General features: G+C 51.3%; 16 protein-coding genes. 15 read left to right on the top strand and 1 reads right to left on the bottom strand.

What is annotated here, in order from left to right:
- Positions 1 to 26: 26 nt before the first annotated feature.
- The 6 genes from CGC65_RS12015 (at position 27) to CGC65_RS12040 (ending at position 8,427) form a co-directional block, all read left to right on the top strand.
- The gene (locus tag CGC65_RS12015) at positions 27 to 545 is read left to right on the top strand and encodes a YqeG family HAD IIIA-type phosphatase (RefSeq protein WP_002567120.1); all 519 of its coding nucleotides are present in this window, start codon (positions 27 to 29) and stop codon (positions 543 to 545) included.
- A 9-nt stretch (positions 546 to 554) separates the two neighbouring features.
- Positions 555 to 1,964, top strand: a complete 1,410-nt coding sequence (aroE, locus tag CGC65_RS12020; RefSeq protein ID WP_002567121.1) for a shikimate dehydrogenase — start codon at positions 555 to 557, stop codon at positions 1,962 to 1,964.
- Positions 1,965 to 2,096: 132 nt separating this feature from the next.
- Entirely contained in the window at positions 2,097 to 2,654 is a 558-nt protein-coding gene (gene efp, locus CGC65_RS12025) for an elongation factor P (RefSeq protein WP_002567122.1), read from the top strand.
- Between the two features lie 122 nt (positions 2,655 to 2,776).
- Positions 2,777 to 4,564 (top strand): arginine--tRNA ligase, encoded by a 1,788-nt coding sequence (argS, locus tag CGC65_RS12030; protein WP_002567123.1) that lies wholly within the window; start codon positions 2,777 to 2,779, stop codon positions 4,562 to 4,564.
- A gap of 83 nt (positions 4,565 to 4,647) precedes the next feature.
- The gene (locus CGC65_RS12035) at positions 4,648 to 7,800 is read left to right on the top strand and encodes a DEAD/DEAH box helicase (RefSeq protein ID WP_002567124.1); all 3,153 of its coding nucleotides are present in this window, start codon (positions 4,648 to 4,650) and stop codon (positions 7,798 to 7,800) included.
- 3 nt (positions 7,801 to 7,803) lie between these two features.
- Positions 7,804 to 8,427 carry a flavodoxin family protein gene (locus tag CGC65_RS12040; RefSeq protein WP_002567125.1) on the top strand — a complete coding sequence of 208 codons (624 nt, stop codon included), beginning with the start codon at positions 7,804 to 7,806 and terminating at the stop codon, positions 8,425 to 8,427.
- Between the two features lie 140 nt (positions 8,428 to 8,567).
- On the opposite strand, the gene CGC65_RS12045 is transcribed toward CGC65_RS12040, so the two are convergent.
- Complete coding sequence (locus CGC65_RS12045) at positions 8,568 to 8,972, bottom strand: hypothetical protein (RefSeq protein ID WP_002567126.1); 405 nt, start codon at positions 8,970 to 8,972, stop codon at positions 8,568 to 8,570.
- Positions 8,973 to 9,255: 283 nt separating this feature from the next.
- Here CGC65_RS12045 and CGC65_RS12050 point away from each other — a divergent pair, with 283 nt between their 5' ends.
- From CGC65_RS12050 to CGC65_RS12090, 9 genes are all read left to right on the top strand, one after another.
- Complete coding sequence (locus CGC65_RS12050) at positions 9,256 to 9,741, top strand: MarR family winged helix-turn-helix transcriptional regulator (RefSeq protein WP_002567127.1); 486 nt, start codon at positions 9,256 to 9,258, stop codon at positions 9,739 to 9,741.
- On the top strand, positions 9,742 to 11,481 hold the full coding sequence (locus CGC65_RS12055; protein WP_002567128.1) for an ABC transporter ATP-binding protein: 1,740 nt from the start codon (positions 9,742 to 9,744) through the stop codon (positions 11,479 to 11,481). It begins immediately after the preceding gene.
- Positions 11,478 to 13,361, top strand: a complete 1,884-nt coding sequence (locus CGC65_RS12060; protein WP_002567129.1) for an ABC transporter ATP-binding protein — start codon at positions 11,478 to 11,480, stop codon at positions 13,359 to 13,361. Before CGC65_RS12055 ends, CGC65_RS12060 begins: the two co-directional genes overlap by 4 nt.
- A gap of 196 nt (positions 13,362 to 13,557) precedes the next feature.
- Entirely contained in the window at positions 13,558 to 14,883 is a 1,326-nt protein-coding gene (gene rsxC / locus CGC65_RS12065; protein WP_002567130.1) for an electron transport complex subunit RsxC, read from the top strand.
- Between the two features lie 15 nt (positions 14,884 to 14,898).
- Positions 14,899 to 15,834, top strand: a complete 936-nt coding sequence (locus tag CGC65_RS12070) for an RnfABCDGE type electron transport complex subunit D (protein WP_002567131.1) — start codon at positions 14,899 to 14,901, stop codon at positions 15,832 to 15,834.
- 2 nt (positions 15,835 to 15,836) lie between these two features.
- Positions 15,837 to 16,448, top strand: a complete 612-nt coding sequence (locus CGC65_RS12075; RefSeq protein WP_002567132.1) for an RnfABCDGE type electron transport complex subunit G — start codon at positions 15,837 to 15,839, stop codon at positions 16,446 to 16,448.
- 15 nt (positions 16,449 to 16,463) lie between these two features.
- Positions 16,464 to 17,255, top strand: a complete 792-nt coding sequence (gene rsxE, locus CGC65_RS12080) for an electron transport complex subunit RsxE (protein WP_002567133.1) — start codon at positions 16,464 to 16,466, stop codon at positions 17,253 to 17,255.
- Between the two features lie 12 nt (positions 17,256 to 17,267).
- Positions 17,268 to 17,843 carry an electron transport complex subunit RsxA gene (rsxA, locus tag CGC65_RS12085; protein WP_002567134.1) on the top strand — a complete coding sequence of 192 codons (576 nt, stop codon included), beginning with the start codon at positions 17,268 to 17,270 and terminating at the stop codon, positions 17,841 to 17,843.
- Positions 17,844 to 17,859: 16 nt separating this feature from the next.
- On the top strand, positions 17,860 to 18,648 hold the full coding sequence (locus tag CGC65_RS12090) for an RnfABCDGE type electron transport complex subunit B (protein ID WP_002567135.1): 789 nt from the start codon (positions 17,860 to 17,862) through the stop codon (positions 18,646 to 18,648).
- Positions 18,649 to 18,727 lie beyond the last annotated feature (79 nt).

The raw sequence follows: 18,727 nt of genomic DNA on the forward strand, positions 1-18,727 counted from the left end.
ATAGATTGGAAGGAATACTTATAAACATGCTGGAAATGTTTTATCCCCGCCGTTACGAGGTTTCAACTTATGTGATACCTTTTGACTATTATCATGCACAGGGAATGCAGGGCGTGATTTTTGACATTGATAATACCCTGGTGCCCCATGACGCGCCGGCAGACGGACAGGCAGTGGAACTCTTTGAGCGGCTTCGCGCCATGGGAATGAAGACATGCCTTTTATCCAACAATAAGGAACCCAGGGTAAAGCCCTTTGCGGATTTTGTGGGTTCCTGCTATATCCATAAGGCAGGCAAGCCGGGAGTCAAAGGATATGAGAAGGCCATGGAGCTTATGGGGACTGACAGGGAACATACTCTCTTTGTGGGGGACCAGCTGTTTACAGATGTGTACGGTGCCAACAGGGCCGGCCTCTACAGTATCCTGGTAAGGCCCATGAATCCCAGGGAGGAAATACAGATTGTGATGAAGCGTTACCTGGAAAAGCCGGTGCTGTATTTTTATAAAAAACACGCCAGAGATATAAACCAATACAGGGAGTAAAGTGAGACAATGGACGGAAAGACAAGAGTATGCGGGCTGATTGCAAATCCGGTGGAACATTCCATGTCACCCATGATGCATAATTTCTTTGCGCAGAGAACAGGGGTGAATTTAGCCTACGTTCCTTTTAAGGTGGAGGAGGACCGGGTGGGGGACGCAGTAAAAGGGGCTTATGCCCTGAATATACTGGGGATGAACGTAACGGTTCCCCATAAACAGCGGGTAATGGAATTTCTGTCTGAACTGGATGAGGATGCCAGGGCCATCGGGGCGGTCAATACACTGGTCAGGACAGAAGCGGGGTATAAGGGCTATAATACGGACGGCGCAGGCCTTAAGCGGGCTTTTGCGGAAGCCGGTATCCGGACAGAAGGAGAACACTGTTTACTCATTGGGGCCGGAGGCGCGGCCAAGGCAGCAGCCTATGTGCTGGCAAAGGGCGGGGCTGCAAAAATCCACATCCTCAACCGGAATGAAGCCAGGGCCAGGGAGCTGGCCGGCTATATCAACATACTGACCGGCAGAGGTCTGGCGGAGGCCCTGCCCCTGGAGGGATACAGGAATCTTCCTGCCAGAAAGGGCGGTTATCTGGCTGTACAGTCCACCAGCGTGGGCATGCATCCCCATGTGGAGGATGTTATTATTGATAATCCCCGGTTTTATGAGATGATTCATACGGGTGTGGACATTGTCTATACTCCCGCCAGGACCAGGTTTATGAAAATGGTGCAGGAAGCAGGGGGAAGGGCGGTGAACGGCCTGGACATGCTTTTATATCAGGGTGTGATTGCCTATGAACTTTGGAATCCACAGGTCAGGGTGGACAGTGGGACCATAGAGCTGGCAAAGCAGATGATTGAAAATTACCTGCAAAAGAAACAGGCAGGGGAGGGCAGGGGAGATAACCTGATTCTCATTGGCTTCATGGGTGCTGGAAAGTCCCGTGTGGGAGAGCATTTCGCAGCACGCTACCAGATGCCCATAATTGATACGGACAAGGAGATTGAAGCGGCCGCCGGTATGGCCATATCCGACATATTTGCCACCCAGGGAGAGGAAGCCTTCCGGCGCCTGGAGACAGGCGTACTGGAGAAGCTGCTGGAGCAGGGAGGCAGATCAGTGATTTCCGTGGGCGGCGGACTGCCTCTCAGGGAGGAAAACAGGGCGCTTCTCAAACAGCTGGGAACCGTGGTATATCTGGATGTCCTGCCGGAAACCGTCATGGAACGAATCGGATCCGATGTGTCGGACCGCCCCATGCTTCACGGCGGTGATGTGATGGGACGTATCGTCAGCCTTCTGGAGTCGAGAAAACCCCATTACCTGGAAGCTTCTCATATCATTGTGGATGTGAACGGACGGGACGTGGATGATATCGTGGAAGAGATTTACCGCAGGGCAGCGGATAAAACTTGCTAAAAAGGGAGAAATTTATACTGCCGTTAAAAAAGAACTTGAAAATGCTCCCTACATAGTATAGAATATAAAAGATTAATGACTTATGGGGCGCTTAGGCAAGCGTCATGAACGAACTCAAGGAGGAATATCTTTATGATATCAGCAGGTGATTTTAGGAATGGCATTACACTGGAGATTGACGGACAGGTTGTCCAGATTATGGAATTCCAGCATGTTAAGCCAGGCAAGGGCGCAGCTTTCGTGCGTACAAAATTAAAAAATGTAATCAACGGCGGCGTGGTAGAGCGCACTTTCCGTCCTACAGAGAAGTTCCCTCAGGCCAGGATTGACAGAGTGGACATGCAGTATCTGTATGCTGACGGCGAATTATATAACTTTATGAACCAGGAGACCTATGATCAGGTAGCCCTGAACCAGGACATCATCGGCGATGCCCTGAAGTTTGTGAAGGAGAACGAAGTATGTAAGGTCTGCTCTTACAATGGCAATGTATTCTCCGTAGAGCCTCCGCTGTTTGTTGAGCTGGAGATTACAGAGACAGAGCCAGGTTTCAAGGGTGATACCGCAACCGGTGCCAACAAGCCGGCAACCGTAGAGACAGGTGCAACCGTATACGTACCGTTATTTGTTGAAATCGGCGATAAGATTAAGATTGACACCAGAACCGGCGAATATCTGTCACGTGTATAATACAACTGTCAGATACGCCCTGGGAGGCGGTTTGTAAGAATTGCTCCGGTATTTGCCGGGGCAGTTTTTAACTTTCCGGGAAAAGGAAAGACCTATTGTCACAGTAAAGGAGAGTATACATTGTGAATAAGATTCTGGATATGATGGAGCGGGAATTAAAGCAGGCATTTACAGCCAGCGGATATGAGGATTCATTCGCAAAGGTGGTTTTGTCAAACCGTCCCGACCTGTGTGAGTACCAGTGCAACGGTGCCATGGCAGCGGCTAAGGTATATAAGAAGAAGCCCATTGATATAGCGAACCAGGTGGTGGAACATCTGGTCTCAGGCGGCTCCCACCCTGTTTTTTCCGAGGCGGAGGCTGTAATGCCGGGATTCATCAACCTGAAGCTGTCAGAGGCGTTCTTGGCAGAGTATACGGGTTTTATGGCTCAGTCAGATAAGCTGGGGCTGGAAGCACCTGAGAAGCCGGAGACTGTTATTGTGGATTACGGCGGGGCCAATGTGGCAAAGCCTCTCCATGTGGGCCATCTGCGGGCAGCTATTATCGGGGAGAGCATAAAGCGTATGGGCCGTTTCCTGGGCCACCATATGATTGGTGATGTGCACCTGGGGGACTGGGGACTGCAGATGGGCCTTATCATTGAGGAACTCAGGGACAGGAAGCCGGAGCTGGTGTATTTTGACGAATCCTTTGAGGGACCATTTCCACAGGAGGCGCCCTTTACCATCAGCGAACTGGAGGAGATATATCCTGCGGCCAGCGCCAAGTCCAAGGCAGATGAGGTGTTTAAGGAGAGGGCTCATCAGGCGACCCTGAAGCTCCAGAGAGGATATGCCCCATACCGGGCAATCTGGCAGCATATCATGGCTGTCTCTGTGGCTGATCTTAAGAAGAATTATGCAAATCTGAACGTGGAATTCGATTTGTGGAAGGGCGAAAGCGACGCGGAACCCTACATCGGGGACATGATTCAGATGCTGGTGGATAAGGGGCTGGCCCATGAGAGCCAGGGCGCTCTGGTGGTGGATGTGGCTCAGGATACGGACACCAAAGAGATTCCGCCCTGCCTGGTCCGTAAGTCAGACGGAGCTTCTCTTTATGCCACATCCGATTTGGCAACCATTGTGGAACGGGAACAGGATTTTAAGCCGGACCGCTATATTTACGTGGTGGATAAACGCCAGGGAATGCACTTTGAGCAGGTATTCAGGGTGGCTAAGAAGGCAGGTATTGTGAAGGAAGATACCCCCATGATTTTCCTGGGCTTCGGCACCATGAACGGAAAGGACGGAAAGCCATTTAAGACACGTGAGGGCGGAGTCATGCGTCTGGAAAAGCTGATTGAGGAGATCAATGAGGCGGTATACCAGAGAATTATGGAGAACAGGACCGTATCAGAGGATGAGGCCAGGAGTACGGCAGCTGTGGTAGGTCTGGCTGCCCTGAAGTACGGTGATCTGTCCAACCAGGCTGCCAAGGATTATGTCTTTGATATTGAACGTTTTACCTCCTTTGAGGGTAATACAGGTCCATATATCCTCTATACCATTGTGAGAATCAAGTCCATTATCGCCAAATACAGGGAGAATGGAGGCCAGGTAAGCCAGGATGCCGTTGAAAAGAAGATTCTTGCCTGCGCCGGAAGTTCGGAGAAGGCCCTGATGCTTATGCTGGCCAGATATAATGAGGTTCTGGAAAACAGCTTTGCGGAGACAGCGCCTCATAAGATATGCCAGTATATTTATGAGCTGGCCAATGCTTTTAACAGCTTTTATCACGACACCAAGATTCTGGCAGAGGAGGATGAGGCCAGGAAAGAGAGCTATATCGGGCTGATTTCCCTTACCAGACGGGTGCTGGAGGCCTGCATCGGACTGTTGGGAATCGAGGCTCCGGAGCGCATGTAACCGCGGGGATGTCCTGGGATGCTGATAGGTCCTGCCTTGGGGCAGGGGTATCAGGAATCCCGCTGAAAGGATGCATGAAGCAGATGAAGATTGTCAGGATGAACACCAGCAGCTTCTGGAAGGGGGAGGCTGGTGTGAAAGGCCTGGTTGAAGACCAGGGGGAAACATTTGAGGTAAACATATATCTGGGAAGCGGAAGAGTAAGGGATTACTCCTGTTCCTGCAGCAAAGGGAATTCTTACAGGGGAATGTGCGCCCATGGGGAGGCCCTTTTTGCGTATTATAATCAGCAGAGGGAGGAAGCGTCCAAACCAACGGTTCATACATCCTCCCAGGTTCACACCATGATTCGGGAATACACCAACCGGGAGGTGGCCCTGATTCTGGCAGAGGAGGTGGACGCTCAGGTAAGGCTGGAGCCGGTGCTGATTCTGGACGGTAAGGACACGCGTCTGGAGTTTGAGGTGGGAATTACCCGTTTTTATGCTGTGCGCGATTTGAGGGCCTTTAAGGAGGCCGTTGAAAATGGTGCCCATGTGGCCTATGGAAAGGACCTGTCCTTTCATCACCACAAATCGGCTTTTACAGACAGCAGCAGGGAATTGCTGGCCCTGCTTATGGGAGGGGTTCAAAACCAGAAAGCGGTCCGCAGCCTGACCCTTAACCGTATGAACCGGGATCAGTTTTTTGAAATAATGTCTGGCCGGACCGCAAAGGTCCAGCTTCCCGGCGGGAACCGGGTCATGATGGATATGGAGGATTCTGATCCTGTGGTCTCGCTTAAAGTGGAGAAGACGGGAAGGGACGGCCTGAAAGCCAGCCTTATGGGAGTGGCGCCAATGAAAGGAAGCGAAGGGCCAAGGCAGGTGGCGGGGTGCTTTCGCGGGGAGCGGTTTCTGTATGTGGTGTCCGGCCAGAGGCTTTACCGGTGCAGCGAGTCATGTACCCAGGTCATGGGGCTGTTCATGGAGCAGATGTGCATGGAGCGGGATGAAAGCGTGATGGTGGGGCAGAGAGATATTCCGCTGTTCTATGAGCGTGTTATCAAGCATATTCTTCCGTATTGCCGTCTTATGCTGGAGGATGTGGATTTTAAGGATTATGAGCCGGAGCCGTTAAAGGTATCCTTCCGGTTCGACACAGGGGAGGATGGGGCTCTGGTGATGGAACCAACCCTTGCCTACGGCGGCTATGAATTCCATCCCCTGGAGGACGAGAATCTTCCCAGGACAATATGCCGCGATGTGCCGGGGGAGTTTAGGGTAAGCCAGCTGATCCATAAATATTTCAAGTACAAGGACCCGGAGGGAATACGGCTGGTCATAAGGAATGACGAGGATGAGATTTACCGTCTTATGACAGAGGGAATGGACGAATTCCGTTCCATGGGAGATGTATATGTGTCTGAGAACCTGCGTCAGTGGAAGGTTCTGGCGCCTCCCAGGGTTACTGTGGGTGCTTCTGCTGCCGGCGGCTGGCTGGAACTGGATGTGGATATGGGTGACATGAATAGCCAGGAACTGAACCGGATACTGGCGGCCTACAGCCAGAAAAAGAAGTACTACAGGCTGAAAAACGGACAATTTCTGGGACTGGATGAAGGCGGTCTCACGGTCATCAGCCGTATGGCATCGGAATTGGGAGTGACCAGAAAGGAGCTTCAGAGCGGCAAGGTCCGTCTGCCGGCTTACCGTGCCTTCTATCTGGATTATCTGCTTAAGGAGAGTACCGGCGTAACCTATTACAGGGACCAGATGCTAAAGGCCATGGTAAGGTCGGTCAAGTCTGTGGAGGACAGTGATTTTACTGCGCCGGAAAGACTCAGGGGCGTTCTGCGGGAGTATCAGCGAATCGGGTATGTCTGGCTGCGGACCCTGGACAGTTACGGATTCGGGGGTATCCTGGCCGATGACATGGGATTGGGGAAAACCATACAGATTATTGCCCTGTTGGAGGACGCCTATGGCTCAGGCGAACAGTCTCCGTCCCTGATTATATGCCCGGCTTCCCTGGTCTACAACTGGGAGCATGAGATCCGGCGTTTTGCGCCGGACCTTAAGGTGTTATCCGTGGTGGGAAGCAGTTCGGAGCGGGAGGTCCTTTTAAATGAGGTGGGAAGAAATCCGCAGGACTATCAGGTTATTGTGACATCCTACGATTTGCTGAGAAGAGATGTAGGCTTATATGAAGCCATCCACTTCCGGTATCAGGTCATAGACGAGGCGCAGTATATCAAAAACGCATCCACACAGAGCGCAAGGGCAGTGAAGTCTCTGGATGTGCAGACCAGGTTTGCCCTCACAGGGACGCCTGTTGAAAACCGGCTGGGGGAGCTGTGGAGCATTTTCGATTATCTCATGCCGGGCTTTCTCTTTGGAAGCCAGTTCTTTAAGAGGGAATATGAAATCCCTATCGTAAGAGAGGGTGACGGGGCTGCCCTCAAACGGCTGAAGCGGCTCATAGGTCCCTTTGTGCTGAGGCGGGTAAAAAAGGATGTATTAAAGGAGCTTCCGGATAAGATGGAGGAGGTGGTATATTCCAACTTTGAAACGGAGCAGAAAAAATTATATGCGGCCAATGCGGCCAAGTTTAAGGAGAAGCTCAGCACAGGCGGTTTTGGCCAGGCTGGGGAAGGAAAGCTCCAGATTTTAGCGGAGCTCATGCGCCTGAGGCAGATTTGCTGCGACCCGCGGTTATGTTACGACAATTACAGGGGCAGCTCCGCCAAGCTGGAGACCTGTATGGACCTGGTGCGAAGGGGCGTGGCGGGAGGACATAAGATATTATTGTTTTCCCAGTTTACCTCCATGCTGGATATTATTCATACAAGGTTCGAGAAGGAGGGAATCATGAGCCACATGCTGACAGGGGCCACCTCCAAGGAAGAACGAATCCGGCTGGTGGGAGATTTTGGAAAGGATGAGGTGCCTGTATTCCTGATTAGCCTGAAAGCAGGGGGAACCGGCCTCAACCTGACTGCGGCGGATATCGTCATCCATTATGACCCGTGGTGGAACGTGGCTGCCCAGAATCAGGCCACGGACAGAACCCACCGGATAGGCCAGGATAAGCAGGTAACGGTCTATAAACTGATTACCAGAAATACCATAGAAGAGAACATCTTAAAGCTTCAGGAAGCCAAGAGCCATCTGGCGGATGCAGTGGTGCCTGAGGGCACGATATCCTTTGGCAGCCTGACAAGAGATGATATACTGAATATCATAAAGGAGGAATAGGAAATGAAAGTATTAATGTTAAACGGAAGTCCCCATGAGAAGGGGTGTACCTACACAGCCCTTGCAGAGGTGGCAGGAGAGCTCAACCAGGCCGGCATTGAAACAGAGATTATGCATGTGGGCGGCGGGACTGTCCATGGATGCATGGGCTGCGGCGCATGCGGTAAGCTTGGAAAATGCATTTACAGTGACGACAAGGTCAACGAAGCAGTGGAGAAGATGAGGCAGAGCGATGGGCTGATTGTGGGTTCACCGGTACACTATGCTTCGGCCGGCGGGGCTATCACCTCCTTCCTGGACCGTTTCTTCTATTCCGGAAGCAGTGCTGCTGCCCATAAGCCGGGAGCAGCCGTTGCTTCTGCCAGAAGGGCCGGAACAACTGCCACCCTGGACCAGCTGAACAAATATTTTATGATTACGCAGATGCCGGTAGTGTCCTCCCAGTACTGGAATATGGTGCACGGGCAATGTCCAGAGGATGTAAAAAAGGATGAAGAAGGCATGCAGATTATGCGTGTATTGGGCAGGAACATGGCCTGGATGCTCAAATCCATTGAGGCCGGAAAAGCTGCCGGAATTACGCTGCCTGAGACAGAGGAAAAGAAACGAACGAATTTTATACGGTAGGAAAATGGCTGATACGTGAAGGTTAGTGCATGAAATCAATACATGGAATTAATACATGAAATCAGGATGGACTGACTTAAGACTGGGGCCCGCCCGGCACTATGGTGTGCCGGGCTTTTTGAGTATGGCTTTATGTACGGCTATGCCAATGCGGTATGCATGGTCTGATTATGAATGTGCTGGTCCAGTATTAAATGAACCCGTTCCACTTCACCGAGAATCAGGGTTTCGGACTTCGTGATTTGGTTTCTTAATACACGCTCAGTGGATTTAATCTGGAATTCCAGACTGTCCATGCGGGTGTTCAGGGATTTTATGTCAGACTGTATATTTTGTATATCAGATTTCATGCCCTGCATTTCGGCTTTTACGCCTAAGATGTCGGATTTCATGCCCTGCATTTCGGTTTTTACGCCTAGGATGTCGGATTTCATGCCCTGCATTTCGGTCTTTACGCCTTGTATATCGGTTTTCATATCCCGAATATCAGTTTTCATATCAATTATTTCAGTCAATATGACATCAAGTTTATCAGAATCAGTCAAGCTGTCACCTCCTAAAAACAGTGTGCTGTGTCAGTGTGCCGAATCGCGGTTTGTGTTTCGTCTGGAAACAGGGTGTAATTAAGTATAGCAGATCGGAACATGTAAATCCAGGCTGATTTTAGCATTTTTTGTAATGATTTTCACCGGATTTCCCCGCTGGTTTTCAGAAAAAATAATGCTTGTCACAAATCCCCCATTCTGTTATACTTTGGTATAATTAACTAGCTAATTATATGCAGGCTAATGGTTAATCAGTCAGATATACGGAAAGGAGGCAATCTACATGGACAAAGCATCACGCAGCTGTTTTGTTCAATCCCCGGAGCACTGTCTCGTAGAGAAGTACATCCGGGTGGCCAGGCTGCACCGGAGTATGATGGAGCGCCGCCTGGACGGCACAGGGGTGTACCGAAGCCAGCATCAGATACTGATGTTTGTGTCGGATAACCCCAACGTATCCCAGAAAGAACTGGCGAGGATGTATGGCGTGTCCGGGGCTACCATCGCTGTTTCCCTTAAGAAACTGGAAAGAGGGGGCTATATCAGGCGCCTGGTGGACCAGGAGGACAACCGGTGCAACCAGATTTGCATAACGGATAAGGGAAGGAAAGTGGTGGAGGACAGCGTAAAGATTTTCAGGCAAATGGAGAGCCGCATGTTTGAAGGATTTTCCGAGAATGATATGAAGGTGCTGGGACAACTGCTGGACCGGATATACGGGAACCTGGACCGGGAGTTTACGGACAGGGCACAAAGGGAGGAATCATAGGTGAAACGATACAGAAAGTATATAAAACCATATCTTGGAGCCTTTATCCTTGGTCCTCTTCTGATGCTGACAGAGGTGGCGGGGGAAATCATGCTTCCCAAACTGATGTCCATGATTATCAACAACGGGGTGGTTCAGAGAAACGTGCAGTACATCCTGTCCGTGGGAGGGCTGATGATACTGGCTACCCTTATAATGGCTATAGGAGGAATCGGTGGTGCCTATTTTTCCGTGAAAGCAGCAGTCAGCTTTACCAGCGACCTGAGGGACGACCTTTTTTCCAAGGTGCAGGAATTTTCATTTAAGAACATAGACTCATACAGCACAGGTTCGCTGGTCACCCGTCTGACCAATGATATTCAGCAGATCCAGAATGTGCTTATGATGGGACTGCGGATGGCCATGCGCGCTCCGGGCATGTTCATAGGAGCCCTGATTATGGCCTTCATGATGAATGCCAGACTGGCCGTGGTCATCCTGGTGGTAATCCCCCTGCTGACAGCCGCCATAGCCGTCATACTAAAGACAGCATTCCCCAGATTTACCGCCATGCAGAAAAAGCTGGACCAGCTAAACTCCGGCATTCAGGAGGCGCTGACCAATGTACGGGTTATCAAATCTTTTGTGCGGGAAGAGTTTGAGGAAGAAAAATTCAGGGATATGAACCAGGATTTAAAGAACAGCAGTCTGGACGCCATGAAAATCGTGATTGTCACCATGCCGGTGATGACCCTTGCCATGAACATAACCACACTGGCAGTGGTGTGGTACGGGGGCAATATCATAATTGCAGGGGATATGCCGGTGGGGGATTTAACTGCATTTACCACTTATATTGTGCAGATACTCATGTCGCTTATGATGCTTTCCATGGTGTTCCTGCAGCTTTCCAGGGCAGTGGCATCCATCCGCAGGGTGGGTGAGGTCATGGACACGGAGATCGACCTGACAGACCGGGATGCATCCAGGAAGGACCTGGCTGTATTGAAGGGAAAGGTGGAGTTTAAACATGTGAGCTTCAGCTATACGGACAACCGGGATGAGATGGTACTGGAGGATATAAATTTTACGGCAGAGCCAGGTCAGATAATAGGCATTATCGGCTCCACGGGAAGCGGCAAGACCACCCTGGTGCAGATGATACCGCGGCTCTACGATGCCACAAAGGGCCAGGTGCTTGTGGACGGGGTGGATGTCAGGGAATATTCCCTCAAAAACCTGCGGGAAGGCGTGGGCATGGTGCTCCAGAAAAATGTGCTCTTCTCAGGCACCATAGAGGAGAACCTGCGCTGGGGCAAGGAGGACGCCTCCATGGATGAAATCAGGGAAATGGCACAGAGCGCCCAGGCAGACAGCTTTGTCACATCCTTTACCAACGGCTATGATACGGACATGGGACAGGGCGGGGTCAATGTATCGGGGGGCCAGAAGCAGAGACTCTGTATTGCCAGGGCCCTGCTTAAGAGGCCCAAAATCCTGATACTGGATGACAGCACCAGTGCTGTGGATACGGCCACGGAGGCCAGGATACGGCAGTGTTTTAACACCAGCCTTAAGGACACCACCAAAATCATAATAGCGCAGCGCATCGGATCCGTGGAGGAGGCTGACCGGATTTTAGTGCTGGATGAAGGCAGGCTCATCGGCCAGGGGACCCATGAACAGCTTATGGAGGAATGTAAGGCATACCAGGAGATTTATTATTCCCAGAGGGACCGAAAGGAGACGGCTGTATCATGACGAGACAACAGAAAGCGGAAAGCCTGAAACGGCGCTATGGAAGACATGGTGCTCCTGAGGCCAGGGGTCCCATGGGAGGGAGAAGACATGGGCCGGGGCGGAATATGGCGATGGGCCCCAAAAGGCTGCCCAGGAACGCAGGCACCACCATCAGGCGTCTTCTGCATTATTTAAATGAGGATAAATCCAAGATGATGCTGGCATTTTTCTGTGTTGTCCTCAACACAGCGTCAACGCTGGCAGGCTCCTATATGCTGCGGCCTATCATCAATACATTCATTGCCCCGCTAACAGGAGGTCCCGGGGATCCGGCAGGACTTGCAAGGGCCCTGGCTGTGCTGGCGGCTGTGTTTGCCGTGGGGGTGCTTGCCAATTATGCCCAGGCAAAGGTTATGCTGACCGTGGCCCAAAATGCCCTGCAGAAAATCCGCAATGACCTGTTTGGCAGAATGCAGAAGCTGCCGGTCCGGTTTTATGATACCAACTCCAACGGTGATTTGATGAGCCGTTTTACAAATGATGTGGATACCATCGGGCAGATGCTCAGCTCCACGCTGGTACAGCTGTTTTCCGGAGCATTAAGCATTATCGGCACCCTGTTCCTCATGGTGTACACCAACCTGATTCTGACTCTTGTCACCCTGGTGATGATTCCCATTATGATGAAGGCGGGAGGAGCTGTGGCCGGGTGGAGCCAGAAATACTTTACCGCCCAGCAGACATCCCTGGGAGCCGTGAACGGATATATAGAGGAGACCATTACCGGACAGAAGGTGGTTAAGGTATTCTGCCATGAGGATATGGCCAGAGAGGAATTCGGCATACTAAACCATGATCTGAGGCACAACCAGATTCGGGCCCAGTTTTTCGGCGGTATCATGGGGCCTGTGATGAACAGCCTGAGCCAGATCAACTATTCCCTTACAGCTTGTGTGGGCGGCCTGCTCTGTGTGCTCAGGGGCTTTGATGTGGGCGGGCTGACCGTGTTCTTAAACTTTTCCAGACAGTTCAGCCGTCCCATCAACGAGATATCCATGCAGGTCAGCAATGTATTCTCAGCCCTGGCCGGAGCAGAGCGTGTATTTGCGGTGATGGATGAGGAGCCGGAGCCGGCCAACACCAGGGACTGCATAGTGCCAAGTCCTATGATTGGCCATGTGGTGTTTCATCATGTTACCTTTGGCTACGATCCGGATAAAACCATTCTAAGGGACATAAACCTCTATGCCAAACCGGGGCAGAAGATTGCCTTTGTAGGATCTACCGGCGCGGGAAAGACCACCATAACAAATCTGCTGAACCGGTTTTATGACATCCAGTCAGGCTCCATCACCATTGACGGGGCGGATATACGAACTATTTCAAGGGATGCCCTGCGAAGCAACATTGCCATGGTCCTTCAGGACACCCACCTTTTTACAGGCACGGTGCGGGAGAATATCCGCTACGGCAGGCTGGACGCCACGGACGACGAGGTTATTCAGGCGGCAAAAACAGCATCCGCCCACTCCTTTATCATGCGTCTTCCCCACGGATATGACACCATGCTGGAGGGGGACGGGGCCAATTTAAGCCAGGGCCAGAGACAGCTTCTCAATATTGCCAGGGCATCCATATCCAAGGCTCCTGTGCTGATACTGGACGAGGCCACCAGCTCCGTGGATACCAGGACTGAAAAACACATTGAGCACGGTATGGACCGGCTGATGGCGGACCGAACCACCTTCATCATTGCCCACAGGCTGTCTACGGTGCGGAGCGCCAACGCCATTATGGTTCTGGAGCAGGGGGAAATCATTGAGCGGGGAACCCATGAGGAGCTTCTGGAGATGAAAGGACGGTACTACGAACTGTATACAGGCATGAAAGAACTGGAATGATTGCCATGAAATTAACATGTATTTAACATATAATTAAAAAAATAACATATATAATCTGTATTGTATACAATCTTTATTTATGCTATACTAAATTGGTGTATTCCGGCGGGGGCAGGCAGCCCTGCCGGTCATACCGGGCGCTGGTACTGGTCCGGCCGCACAAAGGAATAAAACAAAGAAAAGAGGGAGAGAATCCATGGGTTTGGCGACTTTTATAGGCGGCATCCATCCATATGAGGGGAAAGAGCTGTCAGAGAACAAACCGGTACAGGTCCTGATGCCAAAGGGCGACCTGGTGTATCCGATGTCACAGCACATTGGTGCACCCGCGAAGCCTCTGGTAGCAAAGGGCGATCATGTACTGGCAGGCCAGAAGATTGGAGAAGCAGGCGGTTTCATCTCTGCAAATGTAATTGCTTCTGTTTCAGGAACGGTGAAGGCCATTGAACCAAGGCGTATGGCTAACGGAGCAATGGTGCCCTCCATTGTGGTTGAAAATGATGGAGAATATAAGACGGTTGAGGGCGTAGGAGAGGACAGGGACCCATCAGGCCTGTCTAAAGAGGAAATCCGCAACATTGTGAAGGAAGCCGGTATCGTGGGTCTCGGCGGAGCAGGATTCCCCACTCATGTAAAGCTGACTCCGAAGGATGAGAACGCCATCGAGTACATACTGGTCAACGGCGCAGAGTGTGAGCCGTACCTCACCAGCGACTACCGGATGATGCTGGAAGAGCCGGAGAAAATTGTAGGCGGCTTAAAGGTCATCCTTCAGCTGTTTGACAATGCAAAGGGTGTTATCGGCATTGAGAACAATAAGCCGGAGGCCATCAAGAAACTTACCGAGATGGTAAAGGACGAGCCGCGCATCACGGTCTGTCCCCTTATGACAAAGTATCCGCAGGGAGGAGAGCGTTCCCTGATTTATGCCGTTACAGGCAGGAAGGTCAACTCGTCCATGCTTCCCGCGGACGCAGGATGCATCGTGGACAATGTTGACACCGTGATTTCCATTTACATGGCAGTGTGCAAGAGCACGCCCCTGATGAGGAAGATCATCACGGTCACCGGAGACGCGGTGGCAGACCCCAGAAATTTCAGCGTAAAGCTTGGAACCAATTACCAGGAGCTGTTGGACGCAGCCGGCGGTTTTAAGACGGAGCCGGAAAAGGTTCTGTCAGGCGGCCCCATGATGGGCCAGGCCATATTTGACCTGAATATCCCGGTAAGCAAGACTTCGTCCGCCCTGACCTGCTTCACAAAGGACCAGGTGGCTGAGATGGAGCCTTCCGCATGCATACGGTGCGGAAAATGCGTCAGTGTATGTCCAAGCCACATCATCCCTGTGATGATGATGCAGGCCGCTCTCAGGGACGACTGCGAGACATTCGAGAAGCTGAACGGTATGGAATGTATGGAGTGCGGAAGCTGCACCTACATATGTCCGGCCAAGAGGCCTCTGACTCAGGCATTTAAGGAAATGCGCAAGACAGTTGCGGCTAACCGCAGGAAGAAAGGGTAGGAGGGGACATAAGTCATGAGTAAATTATTAAACGTATCATCATCCCCGCATGTGAGAAGCCATGAGACCACCCACAGCATCATGCTGGACGTGGCCATTGCCATGTTGCCTGCAACTGCTTTCGGTGTGTATCATTTCGGCATGCATGCGCTGCTGGTGCTTATAGTTACGGTTGCAGCCTGTGTTTTAAGTGAGTATGTATATGAGAAGCTGATGAAGAAGCCAAGCACCATCAGCGACTGCAGTGCCCTGGTCACGGGCCTGATTCTGGCACTGAACATGCCTCCGGAGATTCCGGTGTGGATTCCTGCTCTGGGTGGAATCTTTGCCATTATCGTGGTGAAGCAGCTCTACGGCGGCCTGGGACAGAACTTTATGAACCCGGCTCTGGCAGCCAGATGCTTCCTGCTGATTTCCTTTGCGGGAAAAATGACAAATTTCAGCTACAGCGGGTTTGACGGCGTGTCCGGCGCGACCCCCCTGGCAGTGCTTAAAAGCGGCGGGACCGTGGATGTTCCGGCCATGTTTGTGGGAAATATCCCGGGCACCATCGGAGAGGTTTCCGTGATTGCCCTTTTAATCGGCGCAGCCTATCTTCTGGCAAAGAAGGTAATCTCCATCCGGATTCCAGGCACCTACATACTGACGGTTGTGGTATTTGCCATCCTGTTCGGAGGCCATGGATTTGATTTAAATTACATTGCAGCCCATCTGTGCGGCGGCGGCCTGATTTTCGGTGCCTTCTTTATGGCAACCGACTATGTGACCAGCCCCATCACGCCAAAGGGCCAGATTGTGTTTGGTATCCTGCTGGGCGTGCTCACAGGACTGTTCAGGATTTTCGGCGGCTCCGCAGAGGGCGTGTCCTACGCAATTATCATCAGCAACATCCTTGTTCCGCTGATTGAGAAAGTAACCCTTCCCAAAGCATTTGGAAAGGAGGGCAAGTAATTATGAATAAAGCAGGATTTATGAAAGACGCGCTGATCCTTTTTGTCATCACACTGGTATCGGGCTGCCTGCTTGGCGGTGTGTACCAGGTAACTAAGGAACCCATTGAGAAGGCTACCATTGCTGCCAACAACAAGGCTTACAAGGCAGTATTTAACGAGGCTGAGTCATTTGAACCGGATGATGCCCTTACAGCCGCGGTCGAGGGATGCAACGCAGACCTGGCCGGCATGGATTTTGGCGGCGTCAAGGTGGAGAATGTGCTTAAGGCAGTAGACGGCAGCGGCAGCCAGCTGGGCTATGTCATCACTTCCCTTTCCAATGACAGTTATGGCGGCGCTGTGAAGGTATCCGTGGGCATTAAGGAGGACGGCACCATTACAGGAATCGAGTTCCTGGAAATCAATGATACGCCGGGTCTGGGACTTAAGGCCAAGGAGCCTAAATTCAAAGACCAGTTCATAGGCAAGAATGCCGAATCCTTAAGTGTAACCAAGATGGGGAATGCGGACGACACCCAGATTAACGCAATCAGCGGTGCCACCATTACTTCCAGTGCAACAACCAACGCAGTGAATGCAGCTTTATATTACCTGCATAACTGCATCAAATAATTAGGAGGTGGGAATATGAATAACTGTTCTGAACGTTTATATAACGGTATTGTGAAAGAAAACCCTACCTTCGTCCTGATGCTTGGTATGTGTCCGACCCTGGCCGTAACCACATCAGCTGTCAACGGCCTTGGTATGGGACTTTCCACAACCGTGGTTTTACTGTTTTCCAATATGATTATATCAGCACTCCGTAAGATTATACCGGACCGCGTGCGTATCCCGGCATACATCGTTATCGTGGCTTCCCTGGTTACCGTTGTGCAGCTGCTGCTTCAGGCCTATGTGCCGAGCCTGTATTCTGCCCTTGGTATCTATATTCCGCTGATTGTAGTTAACTGTATCATTCTTGGCCGCGCAGAGTCCTACGCATCCAAGAACGGCCCGCTTGTATCCACCTTTGACGGTATCGGCATGGGCCTGGGCTTTACCCTTGCCCTTACATGTATCGGCCTTGTCCGCGAGATCCTTGGTTCCGGCGCAATCTTCGGCAATGTAGTGATTCCTGAGGATTACCACATCGCCATCTTTGTTCTGGCTCCCGGCGCGTTCTTTGTCCTTGCAGTGCTGACCGCCCTTCAGAACAAGTTCAAGGCGCCGTCAGCGACCAACGGTTCCGTTCCCCAGTCCAGACTGGCATGCGGCGGCAACTGTATGGAGTGCACGGGTTCCTCCTGCATGTCCAACCATGAAGTGCTGGAGACCAGGAAGCGCCAGGCGGAAGAGAAGGCCCTTGCTGCAAAGAAGGAAGCCGTAGCAAAGAAGGAAGCAGAGTTAAAAGCAGCTACTTCCAAGAAAGAAAATTAGGAGGGTGGATAAATGAAAGAGTTATTGTTAATTGCCATTGGTTCCGCTCTGGTTAATAACGTTGTTTTGAGCCAGTTCTTAGGACTTTGTCCATTCCTCGGTGTTTCAAAAAAGGTTGAGACTTCAGCCGGTATGGGTGCAGCGGTTATTTTCGTTATTACCATTGCGTCCGCTGTGACCAGCCTGGTGTATACAGGGATTCTTGTGAATCTGCATCTGGAATATCTCCAGACTATTGTATTCATCCTGGTTATCGCAGCCCTGGTTCAGTTCGTGGAGATGTTCTTAAAGAAATCCATGCCGTCACTGTATGAGGCTCTGGGCGTATACCTGCCTCTGATTACCACCAACTGTGCGGTTCTGGGCGTTGCCCTTACCAATGTGACGAAGTCCTATAACTTCGTGCAGAGCGTTGTAAACGGTATCGGTATCTCCGTTGGTTTTACCATTGCTATTGTCATGTTAGCTGGTGTCCGCGAGAAGATTGAGCATAATGACGTCCCATATTCATTCCAGGGGTCACCGATAGTCCTTATTACCTCGGGTCTTATGGCAATCGCATTTTTCGGATTTTCCGGATTAATTTAGAAGGAGGAGAAGGAAAATGGTTACAGGTATTATAATAGCGGCAGCCGTGGTAGGTATCCTTGGTATTCTGATAGGTGTCTTCTTAGGCATAGCCAGCGAGAAGTTTAAAGTTGAAGTAGATGAAAAGGAAATCCTGGTCCGCAACGAGCTGCCCGGCAACAACTGCGGCGGCTGCGGATATGCGGGCTGTGACGCACTGGCAAAGGCAATCGCAGCCGGCCAGGCGGATGTAGGCGCATGTCCTGTGGGCGGCGCTTCCACCGCGGAGAAAATCGGAGCCATCATGGGCGTTGCAGGCGGAGCTGCCGAGAAGAAGGTGGCCTTCGTGAAATGTAAAGGTTCATGTGACAAAACCGCCGTACAGTACAACTATTACGGTGTGGATGACTGTAAGAAGGTATCTGTTGTCCCGGGCGCCGGCGAGAAGGCCTGCGCATACGGATGTATGGGCTACGGCTCCTGTGTCAGGGCATGTGCCTTTGACGCCATCCATGTAGTGGACGGCGTGGCAGTGGTAGATAAGGAAAAATGTGTTGCCTGCGGCAAGTGTGTGGCATCCTGTCCGAACCACCTGATTGAGCTGGTGCCGTATAAGGCAGAGCATCTGGTACAGTGCAGCTCCCACGACAAAGGCAAAGATGTAAAAGCTGTCTGTGCGGCCGGCTGTATCGGATGTACCCTGTGTACAAAGCAGTGTGAGTTTGATGCCATCCATATGGAGAACAATCTGGCTGTCATTGACTACGAGAAGTGTACCAACTGCGGCAAGTGCGCAGAAAAATGTCCTGTCAAGGTTATTGTTTAGGCGAGATAAAAATATCGGAATGAAATAAAAAGCTGTCCCTTCCGGGTGATGAACCGCGGAAGGAACAGCTTTTTTGCTG

Origin of the sequence: Enterocloster bolteae (assembly GCF_002234575.2) — a bacterium.
GTDB classification, from domain to species: domain Bacteria; phylum Bacillota; class Clostridia; order Lachnospirales; family Lachnospiraceae; genus Enterocloster; species Enterocloster bolteae.